Annotated in this window: 18 protein-coding genes; 13 read left to right on the top strand and 5 right to left on the bottom strand. The window is 43.1% G+C overall.

The window, feature by feature from the left end; genetic code table 11:
* Position 1: 1 nt before the first annotated feature.
* Positions 2–547 carry a hypothetical protein gene (locus tag ACFO3D_RS08350; RefSeq protein ID WP_390294721.1) on the top strand — a complete coding sequence of 182 codons (546 nt, stop codon included), beginning with the start codon at positions 2–4 and terminating at the stop codon, positions 545–547.
* Positions 548–688: 141 nt separating this feature from the next.
* Positions 689–1,309, top strand: coding sequence for a DUF421 domain-containing protein (locus ACFO3D_RS08345; protein WP_390294719.1), 621 nt, complete (start codon positions 689–691; stop codon positions 1,307–1,309).
* Positions 1,310–1,355: 46 nt separating this feature from the next.
* On the opposite strand, the gene ACFO3D_RS08340 is transcribed toward ACFO3D_RS08345, so the two are convergent.
* On the bottom strand, positions 1,356–2,765 hold the full coding sequence (locus tag ACFO3D_RS08340) for a Na+/H+ antiporter NhaC family protein (RefSeq protein WP_390294717.1): 1,410 nt from the start codon (positions 2,763–2,765) through the stop codon (positions 1,356–1,358).
* Between the two features lie 215 nt (positions 2,766–2,980).
* On the opposite strand from ACFO3D_RS08340, the gene ACFO3D_RS08335 reads away from it, so the two are divergent.
* The gene (locus ACFO3D_RS08335; protein WP_390294714.1) at positions 2,981–3,757 is read left to right on the top strand and encodes a 3-hydroxybutyrate dehydrogenase; all 777 of its coding nucleotides are present in this window, start codon (positions 2,981–2,983) and stop codon (positions 3,755–3,757) included.
* A 36-nt stretch (positions 3,758–3,793) separates the two neighbouring features.
* Here ACFO3D_RS08335 and ACFO3D_RS08330 read toward each other — a convergent pair whose 3' ends face one another.
* Positions 3,794–5,431: a BCCT family transporter gene (locus ACFO3D_RS08330; protein WP_390294713.1), complete on the bottom strand. Its 1,638-nt coding sequence runs from the start codon at positions 5,429–5,431 to the stop codon at positions 3,794–3,796.
* A gap of 126 nt (positions 5,432–5,557) precedes the next feature.
* Here ACFO3D_RS08330 and ACFO3D_RS08325 point away from each other — a divergent pair, with 126 nt between their 5' ends.
* The 3 genes from ACFO3D_RS08325 to ACFO3D_RS08315 are packed head-to-tail and all read left to right on the top strand — an operon-like array spanning position 5,558 to position 7,372.
* On the top strand, positions 5,558–6,052 hold the full coding sequence (locus tag ACFO3D_RS08325; RefSeq protein ID WP_390294711.1) for a thioesterase family protein: 495 nt from the start codon (positions 5,558–5,560) through the stop codon (positions 6,050–6,052).
* Positions 6,049–6,624 carry a GNAT family N-acetyltransferase gene (locus ACFO3D_RS08320; protein WP_390294709.1) on the top strand — a complete coding sequence of 192 codons (576 nt, stop codon included), beginning with the start codon at positions 6,049–6,051 and terminating at the stop codon, positions 6,622–6,624. Before ACFO3D_RS08325 ends, ACFO3D_RS08320 begins: the two co-directional genes overlap by 4 nt.
* Positions 6,593–7,372, top strand: a complete 780-nt coding sequence (locus ACFO3D_RS08315; RefSeq protein ID WP_390294707.1) for a GNAT family N-acetyltransferase — start codon at positions 6,593–6,595, stop codon at positions 7,370–7,372. The genes ACFO3D_RS08320 and ACFO3D_RS08315 overlap by 32 nt, the downstream gene beginning before the upstream one ends.
* Before the next feature lie 494 nt (positions 7,373–7,866).
* Here ACFO3D_RS08315 and ACFO3D_RS08310 read toward each other — a convergent pair whose 3' ends face one another.
* The gene (locus ACFO3D_RS08310; protein WP_390294704.1) at positions 7,867–9,114 is read right to left on the bottom strand and encodes a hypothetical protein; all 1,248 of its coding nucleotides are present in this window, start codon (positions 9,112–9,114) and stop codon (positions 7,867–7,869) included.
* Between the two features lie 145 nt (positions 9,115–9,259).
* On the opposite strand from ACFO3D_RS08310, the gene ACFO3D_RS08305 reads away from it, so the two are divergent.
* A complete protein-coding gene (locus ACFO3D_RS08305) occupies positions 9,260–10,663 on the top strand; it encodes a sodium:solute symporter family protein (RefSeq protein WP_390294702.1) in 1,404 nt (467 codons plus the stop codon).
* A gap of 144 nt (positions 10,664–10,807) precedes the next feature.
* Complete coding sequence (locus tag ACFO3D_RS08300) at positions 10,808–11,845, top strand: MerR family transcriptional regulator (RefSeq protein ID WP_390294699.1); 1,038 nt, start codon at positions 10,808–10,810, stop codon at positions 11,843–11,845.
* 52 nt (positions 11,846–11,897) lie between these two features.
* Here ACFO3D_RS08300 and ACFO3D_RS08295 read toward each other — a convergent pair whose 3' ends face one another.
* Positions 11,898–12,959: an N-acetylmuramoyl-L-alanine amidase gene (locus ACFO3D_RS08295; protein WP_390294697.1), complete on the bottom strand. Its 1,062-nt coding sequence runs from the start codon at positions 12,957–12,959 to the stop codon at positions 11,898–11,900.
* 181 nt (positions 12,960–13,140) lie between these two features.
* Between ACFO3D_RS08295 and ACFO3D_RS08290 the strand changes: the two genes are divergently transcribed.
* From ACFO3D_RS08290 to ACFO3D_RS08270, 5 genes are all read left to right on the top strand, one after another.
* Positions 13,141–13,572 carry a VOC family protein gene (locus ACFO3D_RS08290; RefSeq protein ID WP_390294695.1) on the top strand — a complete coding sequence of 144 codons (432 nt, stop codon included), beginning with the start codon at positions 13,141–13,143 and terminating at the stop codon, positions 13,570–13,572.
* A gap of 16 nt (positions 13,573–13,588) precedes the next feature.
* On the top strand, positions 13,589–14,383 hold the full coding sequence (locus ACFO3D_RS08285) for an NUDIX domain-containing protein (protein WP_390294692.1): 795 nt from the start codon (positions 13,589–13,591) through the stop codon (positions 14,381–14,383).
* On the top strand, positions 14,384–15,022 hold the full coding sequence (locus tag ACFO3D_RS08280; RefSeq protein WP_390294690.1) for a hypothetical protein: 639 nt from the start codon (positions 14,384–14,386) through the stop codon (positions 15,020–15,022). It begins immediately after the preceding gene.
* Entirely contained in the window at positions 15,022–15,444 is a 423-nt protein-coding gene (locus tag ACFO3D_RS08275) for a DUF1801 domain-containing protein (RefSeq protein WP_390294688.1), read from the top strand. Before ACFO3D_RS08280 ends, ACFO3D_RS08275 begins: the two co-directional genes overlap by 1 nt.
* A gap of 332 nt (positions 15,445–15,776) precedes the next feature.
* Positions 15,777–16,268 carry a hypothetical protein gene (locus ACFO3D_RS08270; protein ID WP_390294686.1) on the top strand — a complete coding sequence of 164 codons (492 nt, stop codon included), beginning with the start codon at positions 15,777–15,779 and terminating at the stop codon, positions 16,266–16,268.
* On the opposite strand, the gene ACFO3D_RS08265 is transcribed toward ACFO3D_RS08270, so the two are convergent.
* Entirely contained in the window at positions 16,265–16,600 is a 336-nt protein-coding gene (locus ACFO3D_RS08265; RefSeq protein WP_390294684.1) for a DUF3889 domain-containing protein, read from the bottom strand. The genes ACFO3D_RS08270 and ACFO3D_RS08265 overlap by 4 nt on opposite strands.
* Positions 16,601–16,630: the final 30 nt, after the last annotated feature.

Raw genomic sequence — 16,630 nt, 5'->3', positions numbered from 1 at the left:
AATGCGGGAATCTAAAAGAAGCATAGAACGGGGACAATCGATTACATTTCGAGTCCCTTCCGATACCCCTGACTATCTGCTGAAACAGCTGCAGAAATTGAAGGAGACGGAGCGGCGTAATTTTTCCAGTGTGATTGCCCAATACGTGCTGCGCGGCGTGAATGAGTCATTTTCCAGAGACAGGGAAACCTTGACCATCCCGTTACCCCGTCAGCTTACAAAAGAACAGAAAAGCTGGCTTAAGCATGAGCATTCAGAAGCCCTGATTGGCAGCATATTGTATCAGCTTCTACAGGATCCCATGCGGGCAACCACGCTAATGGCATCTATGAACAATAATGGGTATGAAATAATGCAGGACTTGGACCTGGATGACGAGGATGAACGCGCTCCTGAACCGGAAAATGAGAAATTTAATGAGAAATTCGATCTTGATTCGCTCGATCTTGGTGAGCTGGATACCCTTCATGAGGGAAAAGAAGAGCCAGAAACTGAACCCGAGGATGATGATCCGTTAGGTGATTTTTTTGCAAAGATGAATAAGTGAATTAGTAGAGAAGTCCGTAATTTGGGCTTCTTTTTTTCGTATAGAAAAAGTTATAAACTTTCTTACTCGAATACGGATAGGTATATTAATCGCTTATTCTGTAAAACTAAGCGGGTAGAATCCTATAAATGGAGGCAGACTATGGAACTTGATTGGATATGGAAAGCCATTTTAATTGTCGTCGGTGGTACAATGCTACTCAGGTTGGCCGGACGAAAATCGATCTCACAAATGACCCTGCCACAGACCGTTATCATGATTGGAATCGGATCCCTATTGATCCAACCGGTTGCCGGTAATAGTGTATGGGAAACACTCGCGGTAGGGGGCGTCCTGGTTCTAACACTGTTAGTTATGGAATATGCCCAGGTTAAAGGTAACGCATTTGAAAAGGTTATAATCGGAAAGTCAGTTGTTTTAATCGAAAACGGGCAGCTGAAAGAAGATAATATGAAAAAACTTCGCCTTACCGTTGATCAGCTTGAAATGAACCTGCGATTACAGAATGTATTGCATTTGGAGGACGTCGAGTGGGCCACACTTGAACCAAATGGACAGGTTGGATTCACATTGAAAGAAGAGGAACAGCCTGCTACCAAAAAAGAAATGCGACAACTTTCTAATGAAATCCACCAAGCATTTAACCAGATAGCAAAAGCCCAGTCAGCGAATCAGTCAATGCCAAACCCGGAGCAACCAAATATTTTTACTGAGCTAGATGAAAATAAGCCGAAAAAGCCATCACCAAAACATTTGCAGTAAATACTTTATCCGTAAAAAGGTGCCAGCATCCCAGCGGCACCTTTTACTATACAAAGAAGAATCCTACAGCGAGGTAAATAGCAGCAGCTATTCCTGCGCCAATTGCACAAAGTTTCAGCTTGTATCGCGCATATTCCACTAGTGGCATTTCCAGAATGGATGCTGTGGTAATGGTTGTATCACCAAGCGGAGAAGTCATAGCGCCGAATGAGCCGCTCGCAAAAACAGCCCCAACCGTAAGTGGAATAGAAGCACCGGTTGAAACGGCCAGCGCAATCCCAAGTGGCATGAACAGACCCCATGTCCCCCAGGAGGAACCAATAAAATAGCTGACCACTGCTCCGATTATAAAAATAATTGCCGGAATGGTAAACGCAGGGAGAAATGCACCAAGTGTGGAGCTGATAAACTGTGAGAAGCCAAGATCTTCAGCAACTAGTGACAGTGCCCATACAAGCACAAGTAGAATGATTGCCTGCATCAGCTGGTTCCCTCCATCAAAGAAATGGAATATTATCTCGCCTATTGGCTGTTTGCGAATCATGTAAAATATAAAGGTAATTACAAGCGTAATAAAAATCGCGAGTAGCATGACAAACGTTGCATCTGCCTCGGAGAATGCCTGAAATACAGTTTCCGCACCTTTTGAGACACCATTCTCCCACAACAGGAAGAGGGACAATCCCAGCAACAGAAATAACGGAACGATCAGATTCCATGGTTGAGCTTTAACCATTGATAGTTCTTTTTCAATACCTCCCCTGTGAAGATCTTCCTCTTTATTTTTCTTGTTCGTAGTGCCTTGTTTTTCCCCTGATGACCAAAATGTTCTGATCAGGCCGATAATCAGCATTACAATCGCAAAAAAGTTAAACGGTATACTCAGCAGGAATACCTCATATGGTTCCAGTTCGAGGTTATGTTTTTGAATGCCTCCCTCCACGAGTGACACCATGAAGCCGACGAAAGCTGTGGCAACCGGTAGCAAAACAATGACCGAACTTGTGGATACATCCATTGTGAATCCAACTTTTCGTTTGGTCATTTTCATTTTTTCCATAAGCGATTTTACAACAGGGCCGATCATCATAATCCGGAACATTGGCATCATGAAAGTGAACGGCAATGTTAGCCATATTAGGCTTAGGAGACCACGCTGCGAGTCAATCTTCGTGCCGACCCACTGGGAGAAACCTTTTATTCCCCCGGAAATAGTCATCATACCCACTAGTCCACCAAATAGGTATAAAAAGGCGATAATTTTTATGTTGTTTTCATCGGAAAGTGTCGTAACGATGTACTGTACAGTTTCCTGAGAGCCACCGAGAATACTGAACTCCACCAATAAGGCTCCGACAAGCAATCCCAGTACAAGTCCGGGTAGTATTTTTTTTAACCAGATGGATAAACCAATAACGATTAAAAAAGGGATTAACGAAAGCCATGTATGTTCCAAAAATTTCAGCCCCCTTTCTAGTTCTGCGACCAGCAACTAAAAAACTTCCTAAATCCTCTTTATTCGTTGCTTATAGCTGTTTGTGCTTTTCTCTTACCTTATCCAAATTCTCTTTTTTCATGCGAACGACATTCTGGGCTCAAAAGTGAATAATTGGTACCCCGCACCAAATAAGTTAGAATAAATATATATATAAAATCAGGAGGGCTTTGTATATGGTATCAGGACAGGTTGTATTTATTACCGGAGCAGCAAGCGGGATTGGCTTCGCACTGGCAGAGGCTTTTGCGGAAAATGAAGCAAAAGTGGTAATCACTGACCTTAATGAGGAAGGCGTAAAAGAAGCATCACAGCATTTACTAGACCTGCGATATGATTGTCTCGGAATAAAATGTGATGTTACCAATGAAGCCGAACTGGAGCATGCAATAAATCTGACTGTGGAAAATTATGGGCGGATTGATGTTCTGATCAACAATGCTGGTCTGCAGCACATTGACGAAATTGAAGAATTTCCGACAGAGAAGTTTGAACAACTGATAAACGTTATGCAAATTGCTCCATTTATGGCAACGAAAAAAGTATTCCCGTTCATGAAGCAGCAAGGATTTGGACGTATTATCAATATGGCATCGATTAACGGTCTTGTTGGGTTTGCCGGCAAAGCTGCCTATAACAGTGCCAAGCATGGAGTAATTGGATTAACTAAGGTTGCAGCACTGGAGGGAGCAGAGCATGGAATTACCGTAAATGCGATTTGCCCGGGGTATGTCGATACACCGCTCGTCCGTAACCAGCTAGCTGATCTTGCAGAAAACCGTGGTGTCACATTGGATAAAGCACTTGAGGATGTGATATATCCACTTGTTCCTCAGAAACGGCTGCTGGATGTGCAGGAAATCGCTGACTATACGATGTTTATAGCCAGTGAAAAGGCACGGGGCGTAACAGGTCAGGCAGTTGTTCTGGATGGCGGATATACTGCTCAGTAACATACAATCATGCTGAGCAAAAGCCCGGCATGATTGTCAGTCATCTACCTGCTTGTCCTCAAGCGCTTCAAGTGCTGAACGTTCTTTTCTTCTCTTGCGTATCCGCTCCACTATTTCCCGGCGGTTGATATGGATAGTCGGCGGTTCATAATTACGTGATTCCTTAATGTCCTCATTAGACGCTTTCATAAATGACCAGGCGAGTAGGAACATAATGAAAATTACCGGGAACCCAGCAACAATACTGGCTGTCTGCAAAGTTTCCAGGTCGCCTACAAACATTAAAACCAATGGTAGCAGGCAAAGGGTAAACGCCCAGAACAGTCGGTTCCAGCGTAATGGCTCCGAATGCACTTCTTTTTGTACCACTGCGGCTAGAATGTACGATGATGAATCAAAGGTCGTCGCCAAAAAGATGATGGCAAGGATAGTAAACACAGCAACCATTACATCTGCCATTGGGAGCTGATTTAGAATTGCAATTATGGCTGCTGGGGCCCCGTTTTGATCCATAAACCCGATTACATCAAAGCTTCCGGTTAACTGTAGGTACAGGCCGAAGTTTCCCATAATGCCGAAGAACAGAATGCAGCCTATCGTTCCATAAATCATCGTACCAAGGATCATTTCTTTAATCGTCCGTCCTCGTGAAATCCGGGCAACAAATAGGCCGACAAATGGTGCATAAACAACCCACCATGCCCAGTAGAATACAGTCCATGCTTCAGGAAATCCGGTTTCACTGTACCCTTCTACATTTGCAAATGGCTCCAGCCATGTCGCCATTTTGAAAAAATTATCCGCAATCAGTCCGATACTTGTGAATGTTGTTTCACTGATAAATAAAGTAGGACCGAAGAAAAAGATAAACAGAAGAACAAAAATGGCCAGCCACAGATTAATGTCGCTTAACACTTTTATCCCGCGTCTTAGTCCAGAATAGGCACTGATTGCAAAGATAATTGTACATAACAGCATGATCCCGGTTTTTAGGCCAAGTGTGATTGGAATTCCGGTCAGGTCATTGATTCCTTCTGCGATCATAGGTGTACCAAGGGCCAGCGTAGTTCCGGCTCCACCCAGTAATCCAAATATAAACAGAACATCAATGGTAATACCGAGTGGCCCATCAACCAAACGCCCTAATACTGGCCGGACAGCTTCGCTTATCTTAAGTACTGGTTTTCTTCGCACATAGTAAAAATAAGCAATAGGAAGTGCCGGCAAGGTATAAATTGCCCAAGCAATTGGTCCCCAGTGGAAAATCCCATATGCCGGTGACCACTGAATGGCCTCCTGTGTACCTGCTTCGATTCCGAATGGAGGACCCTGATAATAATAGGCCCACTCAATCATTCCCCAATACAAAATACTGGAGCCTATTCCGGCGGCAAACAGCATGGCAGCCCAGGAAATTGTTCCGAATTCCTTTTCTGCTTCTTTATTGCCAAGTTTAATTTTACCGTTTTTACTGAAAGCAACGAATAGGAGAAAAGCAAATGCCAGCAGCCCCATCAGTAAATACAGGAACCCGAAATTGCCTGTCATGAAGTCGTTCGCCATATTTACAAATTCCTTGCCGGCCTCAGGGTAAAAAACTAATGGGAGAGCTACTAAAAGAAGTAACACAAGTGCGCCGATAAATGTTGGCCAATCAATCAGTTTTGTGTTCATTATATCTCAATCCTTTCTTGTTATATGATTTGATAATCCCGGCAGGTTATACCTCATTAGCAACCATATTAGTAGCAATCCTTTTTTCCAGACGGTAAAATTTTTAAAAAAGAAAGGGGATTTCATATGGGAGAGCCAAAGGTGATTATCGAAGACAATGTCAGGGATGAATGGATTGACTATAACGGACATATGAACGATGCGAAATATGTGCAGGCGTTCAGCTGGGGAGTTGACCGGTTCATGAAACTCATTGGGATAACAGATGAATTCCGGGAAAAGACTCAGTATACAATTTTTACAATGGAGAATCATGTGTGCTATTTAGCCGAGATGAAACGCGGTGAAGCTTTTAAAGTAACGTTGCAACTGATCGACTATGATGAAAAAAGGGCCCATGTTTTCTATGAACTATATGGAAAAGACGGCAAGCGTGCAGCGACAAGTGAACAAATGCTAATGGGAATGAACCAAGCGAAAGGAAGGCCGGCACCCTTTCCAAGTGAAATATTAGAAAATGTTAAGAACCTGGCTGAAAACCATACCCCAACTGAAAAACCGAAAGAAGTGGGTCGCGTAATTGGTATCCGTCGAAAAAAAACAAAAGAGGAGTTCCAATGATTAAATTATACTATTTTAACCAAGAAGATTTTGACCAGCTGATCGGCTGGCTGGATTCCGAGAAACTGCTTTTTCAATGGGGTGGAGCACATCAATTCAGCTATCCGCTTGATCAAAGTCAGCTCTTTGACAATATAAATAATGCCAATCACGAAGACTCAAAACTTTTAGAGTATAAGGCGGTGGACCAAACTTCTGGAAGGGCAATTGGACATATTTCCCTTAACCGGATTGACCGGAAGAATAAGTCTGCCCGTATTGGACGGGTTCTTGTTGGAGATAAAAACTATCGGGGACAGGGAATTGCCAGGGAAATGATCAATCAGGTCCTGAAGATTGCATTTGAGGAACTGAATATGCACCGGGTCAGCCTTGGGGTATATGATTTCAATGCGCCGGCAATCACCTGTTATGAACGTGCAGGCTTTCAGAAGGAGGGCTTGCTTAGGGATGCCAGTAAGGTTGGAGAGGAATACTGGAGCCAATTTGAAATGAGTATTTTGAGGGATGAATGGCTTAACCATAGGGGAGAATCAGTCAATGAGTCTTGGAAGGAATCAAACAGCATTTGATCGACTAAGCATTTATGAGAAGGTAAAGATACTCGAGGGGGAGAATTTCGTAACAGTTGAGGATACCAAAGCGCTAAGCCCTGCTGAATTGCAATCATTTATTGAGCATTTTATCGAAGACCTGGCGTTTGATGCCATACCAAATATCAATATTCTAATCAATAGTAAATTCCCACCCGAAGTAGACGTGGTTCTCAGTAAAAATGGTTTCACCTTGCACGATGAGGTAATCAATGTCTTTAAAAGTCTAGAAGGTATCATTCTCGATAACGAGCCGTATTTTACCTTCAAATCGATAGGTGAGATTACGGTTCAGGAATTTATGGATGTTTGGCGCGCGGCAATGGCGGAGTCACCGAACGCTCCTACCTCATTAACCATGGATGAGCAGATGAGAAGCGTTGAGAAAGAACTGGGTCCGGGATATAGGGACTCGTGCATTGGGGCATATGAGAATAATAATCCAATAGGCGTGGTAATGCCGCATATCGAGCCGGGTACATTTGATGAAGGGCGGTTGTTTTATTTCGGCCTGCTACCTGAGGAGCGGGGGAAAGGTAAGAGTAAACCATTGCACCGTCAGGCACTAGCCGTATTACAGGATTACTTTGAAGCCTCGTATTACATTGGAAGCACCAGTAAAAAAAATACTCCGATGCTGCGTACTTTTGAAGCGAGCGGCTGTGCAATCACGGAGGAGAATAAGCTCTATAAAAAATTGTTGTGTCTAACAAAAAACTATAAATAGCGAAGCAGAATTAAAGTTGCTTTCTGACCACGCAGCTGGAATATACTCGCTTTCCGTGGGCTCGCCACGAGCCTCCTCACTCGCCAAAAACGCTCGTTGTGGGGTCTCTTAAGCTCGCTGTCCCACAGGAGTCTCGCATATTCCAGCTGCTGGTTTAAATGCTTCAAAAATTTTGCTTTTTTTCGCCGTAATATATGCTAATTCACAGGATATAGTGAACAACATTCAGCGTAAGAAATACACGGAGACTCCTGCGGGAATAGCGATAGTGTGAAGACCCCACAGTGAGGGACGAACGAGGAGGCTGAACCGTCGCCCGCGGCAAAGAAAACACTGTGAAAGCTTTAGCTTGAACAGATGTTGACCTTGCACCCGGAGTGGTGAAAGCGAAGTGTATTTCTGGAGCGATTTTGTACTGGAATTGTTCACTATGTCTCAGTTTATATCACCTTTAAAGATAAATTAGCAACATAATTTCCGAAAAGGGAATTCTCCTAAAAAGCTCCCAGCAGTAATAGTTCTCCGGTTACTGCGTCTATACCATACGGGCAATCAAGCTTCCCGCACATCACATAAGTACCCTGTTCCTGGTCATACACGTAAACCGGCTCAGCCTCGACATGTTCCCGCAGCTTACTAAAAGCTTCCTCTTTCGATATCGCTGCCTCCGCTGCTTTATTTAGATGCCCAAACATTTCAAGCAAACGATCGTTATCGATATAGTTAACTGCCTCGTAGGTTCCTGGGTCTATGATCAGTTTAATTTTCCGTTTAATGACCCGGCTTGTCCCTGCAGCGGGCCATAACTCGGCAAAAAGATAACCATTCGAACGGTATATCCCGGTTAACTTCCATTTACCGCTGTCCTCGGGATAAACCATACGAAGAAAACCGACCGCTGTTTCTTCACATGCATCCACATCCTGCTCAGAAACCGGCTTTGTATCAGGATGAGGCTCATTGATTAGTGCCTGCTCTAGAACTGCTTCAGTTGAAAAATCAACCTCTACATTGGAAAAGGCTTTATTTACAGGGGCATCCCACGTCAGCACAGTTTCATTCATAACCATAGATCCAAGTCCTGCATCAAATGGGATAACCCCCTTACCATTGTTTGTCAGGTAAACTTCTTCAATCCCGTATACTGGCAGCCATTTACCTTGTTCTTCATCAGGCATCTCAACCAGCTGACATTGTTTTCGTGCCGTTGTTTCGTAAGTATCGGGTGTCAGAGCAAAAGGCTCCCAGCTGATTTCATCTTCTTCCGGAAAATGTCCATCAATTGAAAACATACACAGCTGTCCGTCCTTGTTAAATTCCACATGTATCGTGCCAGGCGGAGCTACTGGAATATTGTCGACTGCCGCACCGAAACTGAGCACGTCTTCTTCATCTTCAATAAGAAGAAACTGGCGACCGAATGTTAAATCTGTCAGTTCCTCAATCCATTCAATAACATTTTCCTTGTCAGCAGACGGGTAAACAGCGCTATCTGCATTAGTGACATTTTGAACGAAAACAATCCGCTTCACAGCCTTGGTGTGGAAATTCAGTTCAACCACTGCATTCCCTGCCGGACTCGATTCCTTCGTATTGTTTGGTGTCCACTCCATGCTCAAAATATATATCGTATTGTTAAATATGTCTTTTTCCCTATAAAGAGTATGTTCGTGCAAAGAATAGTCGTTTAGGCCTAACTTTTTCTGTGCATATCCTACGATTTCCTCTAATTTTTGGTGCACGCTTAAAAACCTCCCTTTACTTCGAATTGGCTTTAGTATAACATGTTGAATTGCTGTGGCGGAAAGCTGGCCTCGGGAATGGTGCATAATCCGGGAAAAAGAAAAGCATTCTATAAAAGAACATCGACGGAAGGAGCAGATTTCTATGGGTGTTGAGAGCAATCCTGCGTTACTTTGGTTCGTGGGTGCATACGGAGTTATTATGATAATTATGGGGATTTATTATTCACGAAAAGTTTCGAACAGTGAGGACTTTATCCTCGCGGGTAAAGGCTTGGGCACGTTTGTCCTGACTGGTACACTTCTTGCTACATGGACAGGAAGCGGAAGTATTTCCGGTGGTGAAACGTCAATGGCGTTTACATATGGAATTATCCCGGCTTTATTAATGATGCTGCCTACTCTTGTGGGTATTGGGATTCTATACTTGATTGCGCCCAAAATAAGAGATTTCGGTAAATACACGGTTTCAGGCATTCTGGAGGCGAAATATGGCACAACTGCCAGAATAATTGCAAGCGTTATCATTATTTTGGCTTTTGTTGGAATCGTTTCCTATCAAATGACCGGTCTTGGGTTTATTTTAAATATCACCACAGGAATGTCGGTAGAACTAGGGACTATTATTGGAGCGGTTCTGATTATCTTTCTTGCTTCAATAGGCGGATTGCGTTCGGTAGCCCCAACTGATGCATTAAGTGCATTTTTTGCAGTAGCGGCATTATTCATTACGCTGCCGACGATATATATTATTGCTGGCGGTTGGGATGGCGTCACGAACAATGTGCCTGCAGAACATCTTACCGCAACTGGTACATTAAGCAATGTACAGTTACTTGGTTTTCTTTTGCCATCGCTATTCTTACTGCTTGGTGACCAGAATATGTACCAGAGATTGGCCTCTTCACGTGGTGGCAAGTCTGCGAAAAAGGCCCAGATTGGTTGGCTGATCGGGATGTTGCTAATTTCCCCAGCAATATCCTTCATTGCATTCGCGTCACGTTCCATTTTCCCGAATATTGATCCGGGAATGGCTCTAATGGCAACAACTACTGTTATGCCAACAATAATCGGCGGGATCCTGCTTGCTTCAGCAACCGCATTTATTATTACAACAGGGAACTCGTATCTGTTGTCAGCAGCAACGAATGTAACCTATGACATAATTGCCAAGCGATTCAAAAAGGATGCAACGGATAAACAGTTGTTAGGAATGACGAAGCTGTGTGTCATACTTCTTGGGATTCTTTCCTATATCATCATCAGTTATTTCCCAACTGTGCTTGAGGTTCAGATGTATGCGTATACCGTATATGGAGCTGGATTGACTCCTGCTCTGCTTGCCGTATTCTTCTGGAAGCGGGTAAACGCGACCGGAGGAATTTCTTCTATGATAGCTGGTGTTGCGACCACGTTATTATGGGAAATAGTACTCGATAAGCCATTTGAATTGAACAGCGTAATTATTGCATTGCCGGTAGCTGTGATTGTTCTGATTGTGGTTACACTTGCAACCTCAGACCCGGCAAAAGAAAAAGAAGTAGGTTAATTATTGGTGGCACAGGAATTAAACTTCCTGTGTCGTCTTTTTAATGCTTGTGTTTTTAAACCCAAACAAATAAAATAACTAAGCCCCTCTTTACATTAACGTAACGTCAACGTTTATAGTATAAAAAGAAGGGAGCTGCATACGATGCAAATTAAAGAAGTGGCAGAACGATTGAATACGACTACCAGATCGATCCGATTTTATGAACAAAAGGGACTTATTTCCCCAGGAAAAGACACAGAAAACGATTACCGGACATTTACGGAGAATGACATTTTACGGCTTAGCACAATCCTTGCGCTTAGGGAAATCGGTATGAGTGTGAAGAATATAAAGGGTATACTGGAAAATCCGGATATGAGTATAAAGGGATACCTGAATATTCAGCGTTCGGCGTTATTTGAGAAGTGGATTGAGATGAAGGATATGATTAATACAATAGACCAAATGATGGAGAAGACAAACAGTGAAGCGTTTTCCGTCAACCAGATTTTCGAGCTATCCCGGCATCTAAAAAACATGAAGAAACTTCGGAAAGACTGGGAGGATAAATGGAATTTTGACAGCCAGGCAGAGGGCTATGATCAGAATATTAAAATGGCAGGCTATCGATTTAATGTTCACCAAGATTATGAAAAGGCATTATCCAAGATAAAAGAAACGATAGAACTGCACCCAAATGATATATGTGTTGATATTGGGGTTGGCACTGGTAACCTTGGTTCTAAATTCTTGGACGATGGTGTCCGCATAATTGGCGTGGATCAGTCGGAAGAGATGCTGAAGGTCTGTCAGGAAAAGCATCCATCGATCGAAACAAGGAAAGGCCACTTTCTCGCCCTGCCATTACTGGATAATCAGGTTGATGGGGTAGTGTCGAGCTATGCACTTCATCATATACCAGACAGTGAGAAGCTGCTGGCACTTGAGGAAATGACCCGGGTACTTAAAGATGATGGCCAACTGTGCATTGTGGATTTAATGTTCCCAGATGACAATACCCGAGCTGAAGTAATTGAACCTTTCGAAAAACAGGGAAACGCTGAAGCAATTTACGCTATTGAGGATGAATTTTACGCTAATCAATCGGTCTTAGTAAAATGGCTCACTGCTAACAAGTATAAGGTCGAAACGCACCAATTCAATGATATTCTGAGTATGTTATATGCTACCCGGGAATAAGATGAAAACAGCTGTCCATTGATAGATTTCAATGGACAGCTGTACTTGTTGATTACTGGAAATAGTTTTTTAATCCGTTGACAATACTTGTGGCCACTCTCTGATGATACCCCGCTGTCTTAATGGTGGCCAGGTCATAAGAATTTGAAATGAATCCCAGCTCCACTAGGATTGATGGGGCGTTAGTATTCTTAAGAACATGGAATCCGTTTTGCATGAGCCCTCTGTCATTTAGGGAAGTATTGTTAACAAGGGAACCTTGCACTGCCTTGGCAAGCGCACGATTTTTGTTCCCTCCATAAAAGTGAGTGCTTATCCCGTTGACCGTAAAAAGAGGATATGCATTGTAATGTAAGCTGATAAAAGCATCGGTGTTATAGGAGTTGCTGATTCTGACACGGTCTTCAAGCGTGACAAAACGGTCGCTGGTTCTGGTCATGATTACTGTCGCGCCAGCTTGACGGAGCTTTGTTGCTGTCCTTGATGCAGTCTTCATGATAAGACTCTTTTCATATACCCCGTCAATACCAATAGCACCTGGGTCTTTTCCCCCGTGGCCCGGATCAATCACGATATTGTACCCTTGTAAAGCACCTTCACCTTGAGTGGTAGTGTTCTTTTTTATCTTAGGGGATGAATTCGTAAGCCACCCGGCAATCCACGCAGCAGAACCATTTTCAAGAACGACCTTGTGCCATTTATTTTCCGTCTTTACTAACGGGAATGTATCCCCTTGTGAGGCGTAGCCCACGATGTTGTGCTCAACTCCTGGCCCTGCGCGAAGTCTCACCTCATTGTCAGTGACTGTTATTTTTTTCTTCGCATGGGACCGCTCGTTTTTGTTGGTTTCCATAAGGAACTGGGATGCGACCCAAGCTTCCTGCCCACCATAATAGGTTTGAACCCATCCAAATGCTTTCTGAAATACTACCACCCTGTCACCTTTAGACAGACTGCCAATCACTTCGGCATCGAGGGCGGGGGCTGATCTGACATTCAGTGAATCAACGCCCACTTCATATGTTGTTGAACTTTCTGCATTGCCGACCGAAGTATGTATAAAAAAGAGTAACAGGAATCCTGCGGCCATCATTAAAATGTTGTAACGCTTCATATTTAACCTCCCCGCTATAATATTAAATAAATTTTCCTTATTTGGTAATGAGCTAAACCCTTCTTCAGCAAATTCATTCGAAAGCACTAACCTTGGGACTTTTGACTTCTATCAAAAATTGGTCAGCATTTGCAGGGATTTAACCTATTAAAAGCGAATCTATAGGCAGGAGGGATTTACGATGAATAGAGTTAATCTTATTACACTAGGTGTCAAGAATATCAGGCAATCATTGGAATTCTATCGCGATGGACTTGGCTTTCAGACCTCAGTTGATGAGGAAGATCCGGGAATTGTTTTCTTCCAAAATAATGGAACTAAATTGGCTCTCTATCCGTTAGAAGAGCTAGCGAAGGATATCGATCCGGATAACCCACCCGCAGGCAATGGCTTCCCGGGAATTACGTTCGCATATAATGCTAAATCAGCTGAGGAGGTTGATGCGACTATCGCACAGGCGGAACAGGCAGGTGGGAAAATAATCAAGTCGCCTGAAAAGGTTTTTTGGGGTGGCTATAGCGGTTATTTTGCCGATCCTGATGGTTATGTGTGGGAAGTTGCCTATGCGGATAGTTGGGAATTTGATGCCAACGATATGCTGATTATTGACTGAAAAGAGGTATGAAATAATGAACCAACCAATTTATAGACGTAAAACGTATAAGATAAAACCTGAGATGCTGGCAACTTTTAATGATTTTTTTCATACATATTTGTACCCAAATCAGATGGCGCATGGTGCAAAATTAGTCGGACGATGGGTTAACGAGGCGAGGGACGAAATTACGGCTATCTGGGAATACAACAGTATGGATCATTATAAAAGCATCGAGGAAAAAATCCGCGCAACCGATTTGCATCACAAGGCGTTCCTGAAAAGACAGGAACTGGGCAGGCTTTATGAGGAAAGCAGCCAGGAATTTCTGACGTCCACTTCCTCCCCGGATACTTATCATCATCCTCAGCACATTGTGTCGGTCTGCGGTTATATTACTAATGAAAAAGGTGAAGTTTTGCTCGTCAGGAATGAGCACCGCGCAGATACGATGGAGATGCCTGGTGGTCAGGTGGAGGAAGGAGAAACTTTAGCACAGGCGGTACACCGGGAAGTACTGGAAGAGACTGGAGCAGAAATCAGCTTAACAGGTGTAACCGGAATCTATCAGAATATCAGACGGGGTATAATCTGTGTGGTATTCCGTGGGAAGTACCAGTCCGGAGAACTCCGTCCGGCAGTGGGAGAGACTTCCGAAGTTATTTTTGCCGAATTAACCAAGGAGACGATAAACAGTTATATTACAAAAAATAACTTTCGAAACCGGGCACTGGATGCAATGAATCCGAGCTATATTCCGTATGAGGCTTTTGACGTTCGTCCCTATGAATTGGTGAGCAGGTTCGAGGTTAAGCAAGAAGTTAATTGATTGACTGGATGTGATCTTATTAGAAACCTTTTATGGTGCTGTGGACTGGTTATTCTCTTAGGTAGTGGGTGTTCCAATGTATCGTCATCGGAACACCTAAATATTGAAATGAAAAGTGAAAAGGAACAGCGCGAGCAGCTGGAAAGCTTCACCTATGATGACTACCGTGAGAAACTTGACCAGGTCGTCAACGAGGCGGAGGAAATGAATCTTAATGACGGCCTCCTGTATAAATGGGTAATCCGTGTCCTTGCCGATGAAGCATTATACATGAAGACAGATTTGACGCACGAACAGGTGGTTCAACTGGCAAAAGAGCGAATGGTCGAACATACGGAATGGGCAGATTACGCTATGAAAAAATATAACGTGTCGATTGATCAAAAGAAACTTGATGAGCATATAAGCAAAAATGCCGATACGAGTGAGATAACAGCACACCATGCATATGCGGATGCGTTGGGGCTCACCCTTGAAGAACTTAATCACGAATTCGACCGGGATCTCTATGAACGGTATGTTATCTGGGAACAATTGCGCCCGATACTCTCGGAGAAATATAAAATAACGGATGATCGTAAATTAAGGGAAAAATATGAAGAAGAAGTCAAGGATTATCTAAAACAGGGGGGCTATTAATGTATGAACTGAAGACGAAGGAAAATGAGTCCAATGTTATCGAGTTCATTGAAAATGTGGAAAGCCCGAAAAAACGGGAAGACGCCTTTCGACTACTGGATATTTTCACTGAAACCAGTGGCTATATGGCCAATATGTGGGGACCAAGTATTATCGGTTTTGGGTCCTATCACTATAAATATGCTTCGGGTCATGAAGGTGATGCACCACTTGTTGGGTTTTCACCAAGAAAGGCTAAAATTAGTCTGTACTTTGCAACGGGAGATACCGAACGGGAAGCATTGCTGAAGGAATTCGGCAAGCATACGAGCGGCAAAGCGTGTGTATATATTAACAAAGTCGATGATATTGATGTCGAAGTGCTTAAGAAACTGATCAACCAATCGATAAAGTTTCTTCGGGAGACATATCCACAGGAATAAAAGTCAGGAGGAATAGGTATGCCTACCTGTCAAAACTGCCAGACGGAATGGAATTGGAAACAGACAATCAGACCATGGTATATAATAAAATGTCCATACTGTGGTAAAAAACAATATGAGACGACACACTCCAAACGTAGACATCAACGCTGAGTCTTTTACCACTAATAGTTTTACCGATTAATGCATTATTTGATTTTGGATTAATTATGTCCCTAATACTTGAATTACTGTGTATGATTAATACCATTACTTTTTATCCGTTTATGATGGAACTGTCGAATGATCAAGAACCGCTGTGGTAAGAAAATAATGATATCAGGGAGGTCCTTATGAAGCTTAGACAAATAATTGCTGGCTTAGCAGGGCTGATAGTGTTTATCATTGCTGCCAGTCTGATGATGGACGGGAGTAGTAATAATGCAATTGGTCAAGGAGCAAAGGACGTTTACAATTATGAGCATCTGTTCAAGGGGGAAAGCGATAACTGGCGAGCAGAATATCATGTAAATGCTGAACAAGTGTTTTATGAGGAAGATGATACCCTAAAGGGAGCCAGTGAAAGTGAAGAAGTGTTTAAGCTTATTTACAAAGGGTCCCTGGATGAGCTGGCTGAGGTAAACCAGCTTGAATGGAAGTATGAAACTGTTGCTGGAGGTGGGGGAGGCACAAGAGATTTTGGCGAACATTTCCCAGATACAAAGGTATTCACCCAATATAGTGGAGGAAATGGTGCAATTGAACCGGGTGACCAGGAGATAAAAGTCAGCGTACAGTGGGATGGCAATACTGAGGAATTCACACTGACAAACACTAGCAACTAACGGTCTGTTTCCCTAAAAGTAATGTCCACAACTTCCTCTGTTTCCGTATTATAGGTAATATCAATAAATACACCGAACTCCCTGTCATTTTCACGCAACCATAACTTGAATTGCTGTGTTGTTTTATCATTACTTACCTGACTGCCCCGATGCAGATAGTCAACAATCTCGGCATTCGGGTATTTTGCCATGGTCTCTTTCATTGCCAGCCTGCCCCATTTAGCATATGAAGGTACTTCTTTTTCCATATTGACTTGCTCACTGCTAATTACAGTTCCGCTTACCGGAATCATCAGTAGCAGTAACCCCGTTAGAATAATTACTTTTCGCATGTTAACACCACCTTTTCTATTATTTTGCCA

Origin of the sequence: Virgibacillus kekensis (genome assembly GCF_042654125.1) — a bacterium.
Lineage (GTDB): Bacteria > Bacillota > Bacilli > Bacillales > Amphibacillaceae > Lentibacillus > Lentibacillus kekensis.
This window is presented reverse-complemented; position numbering and strand designations above follow the sequence as displayed.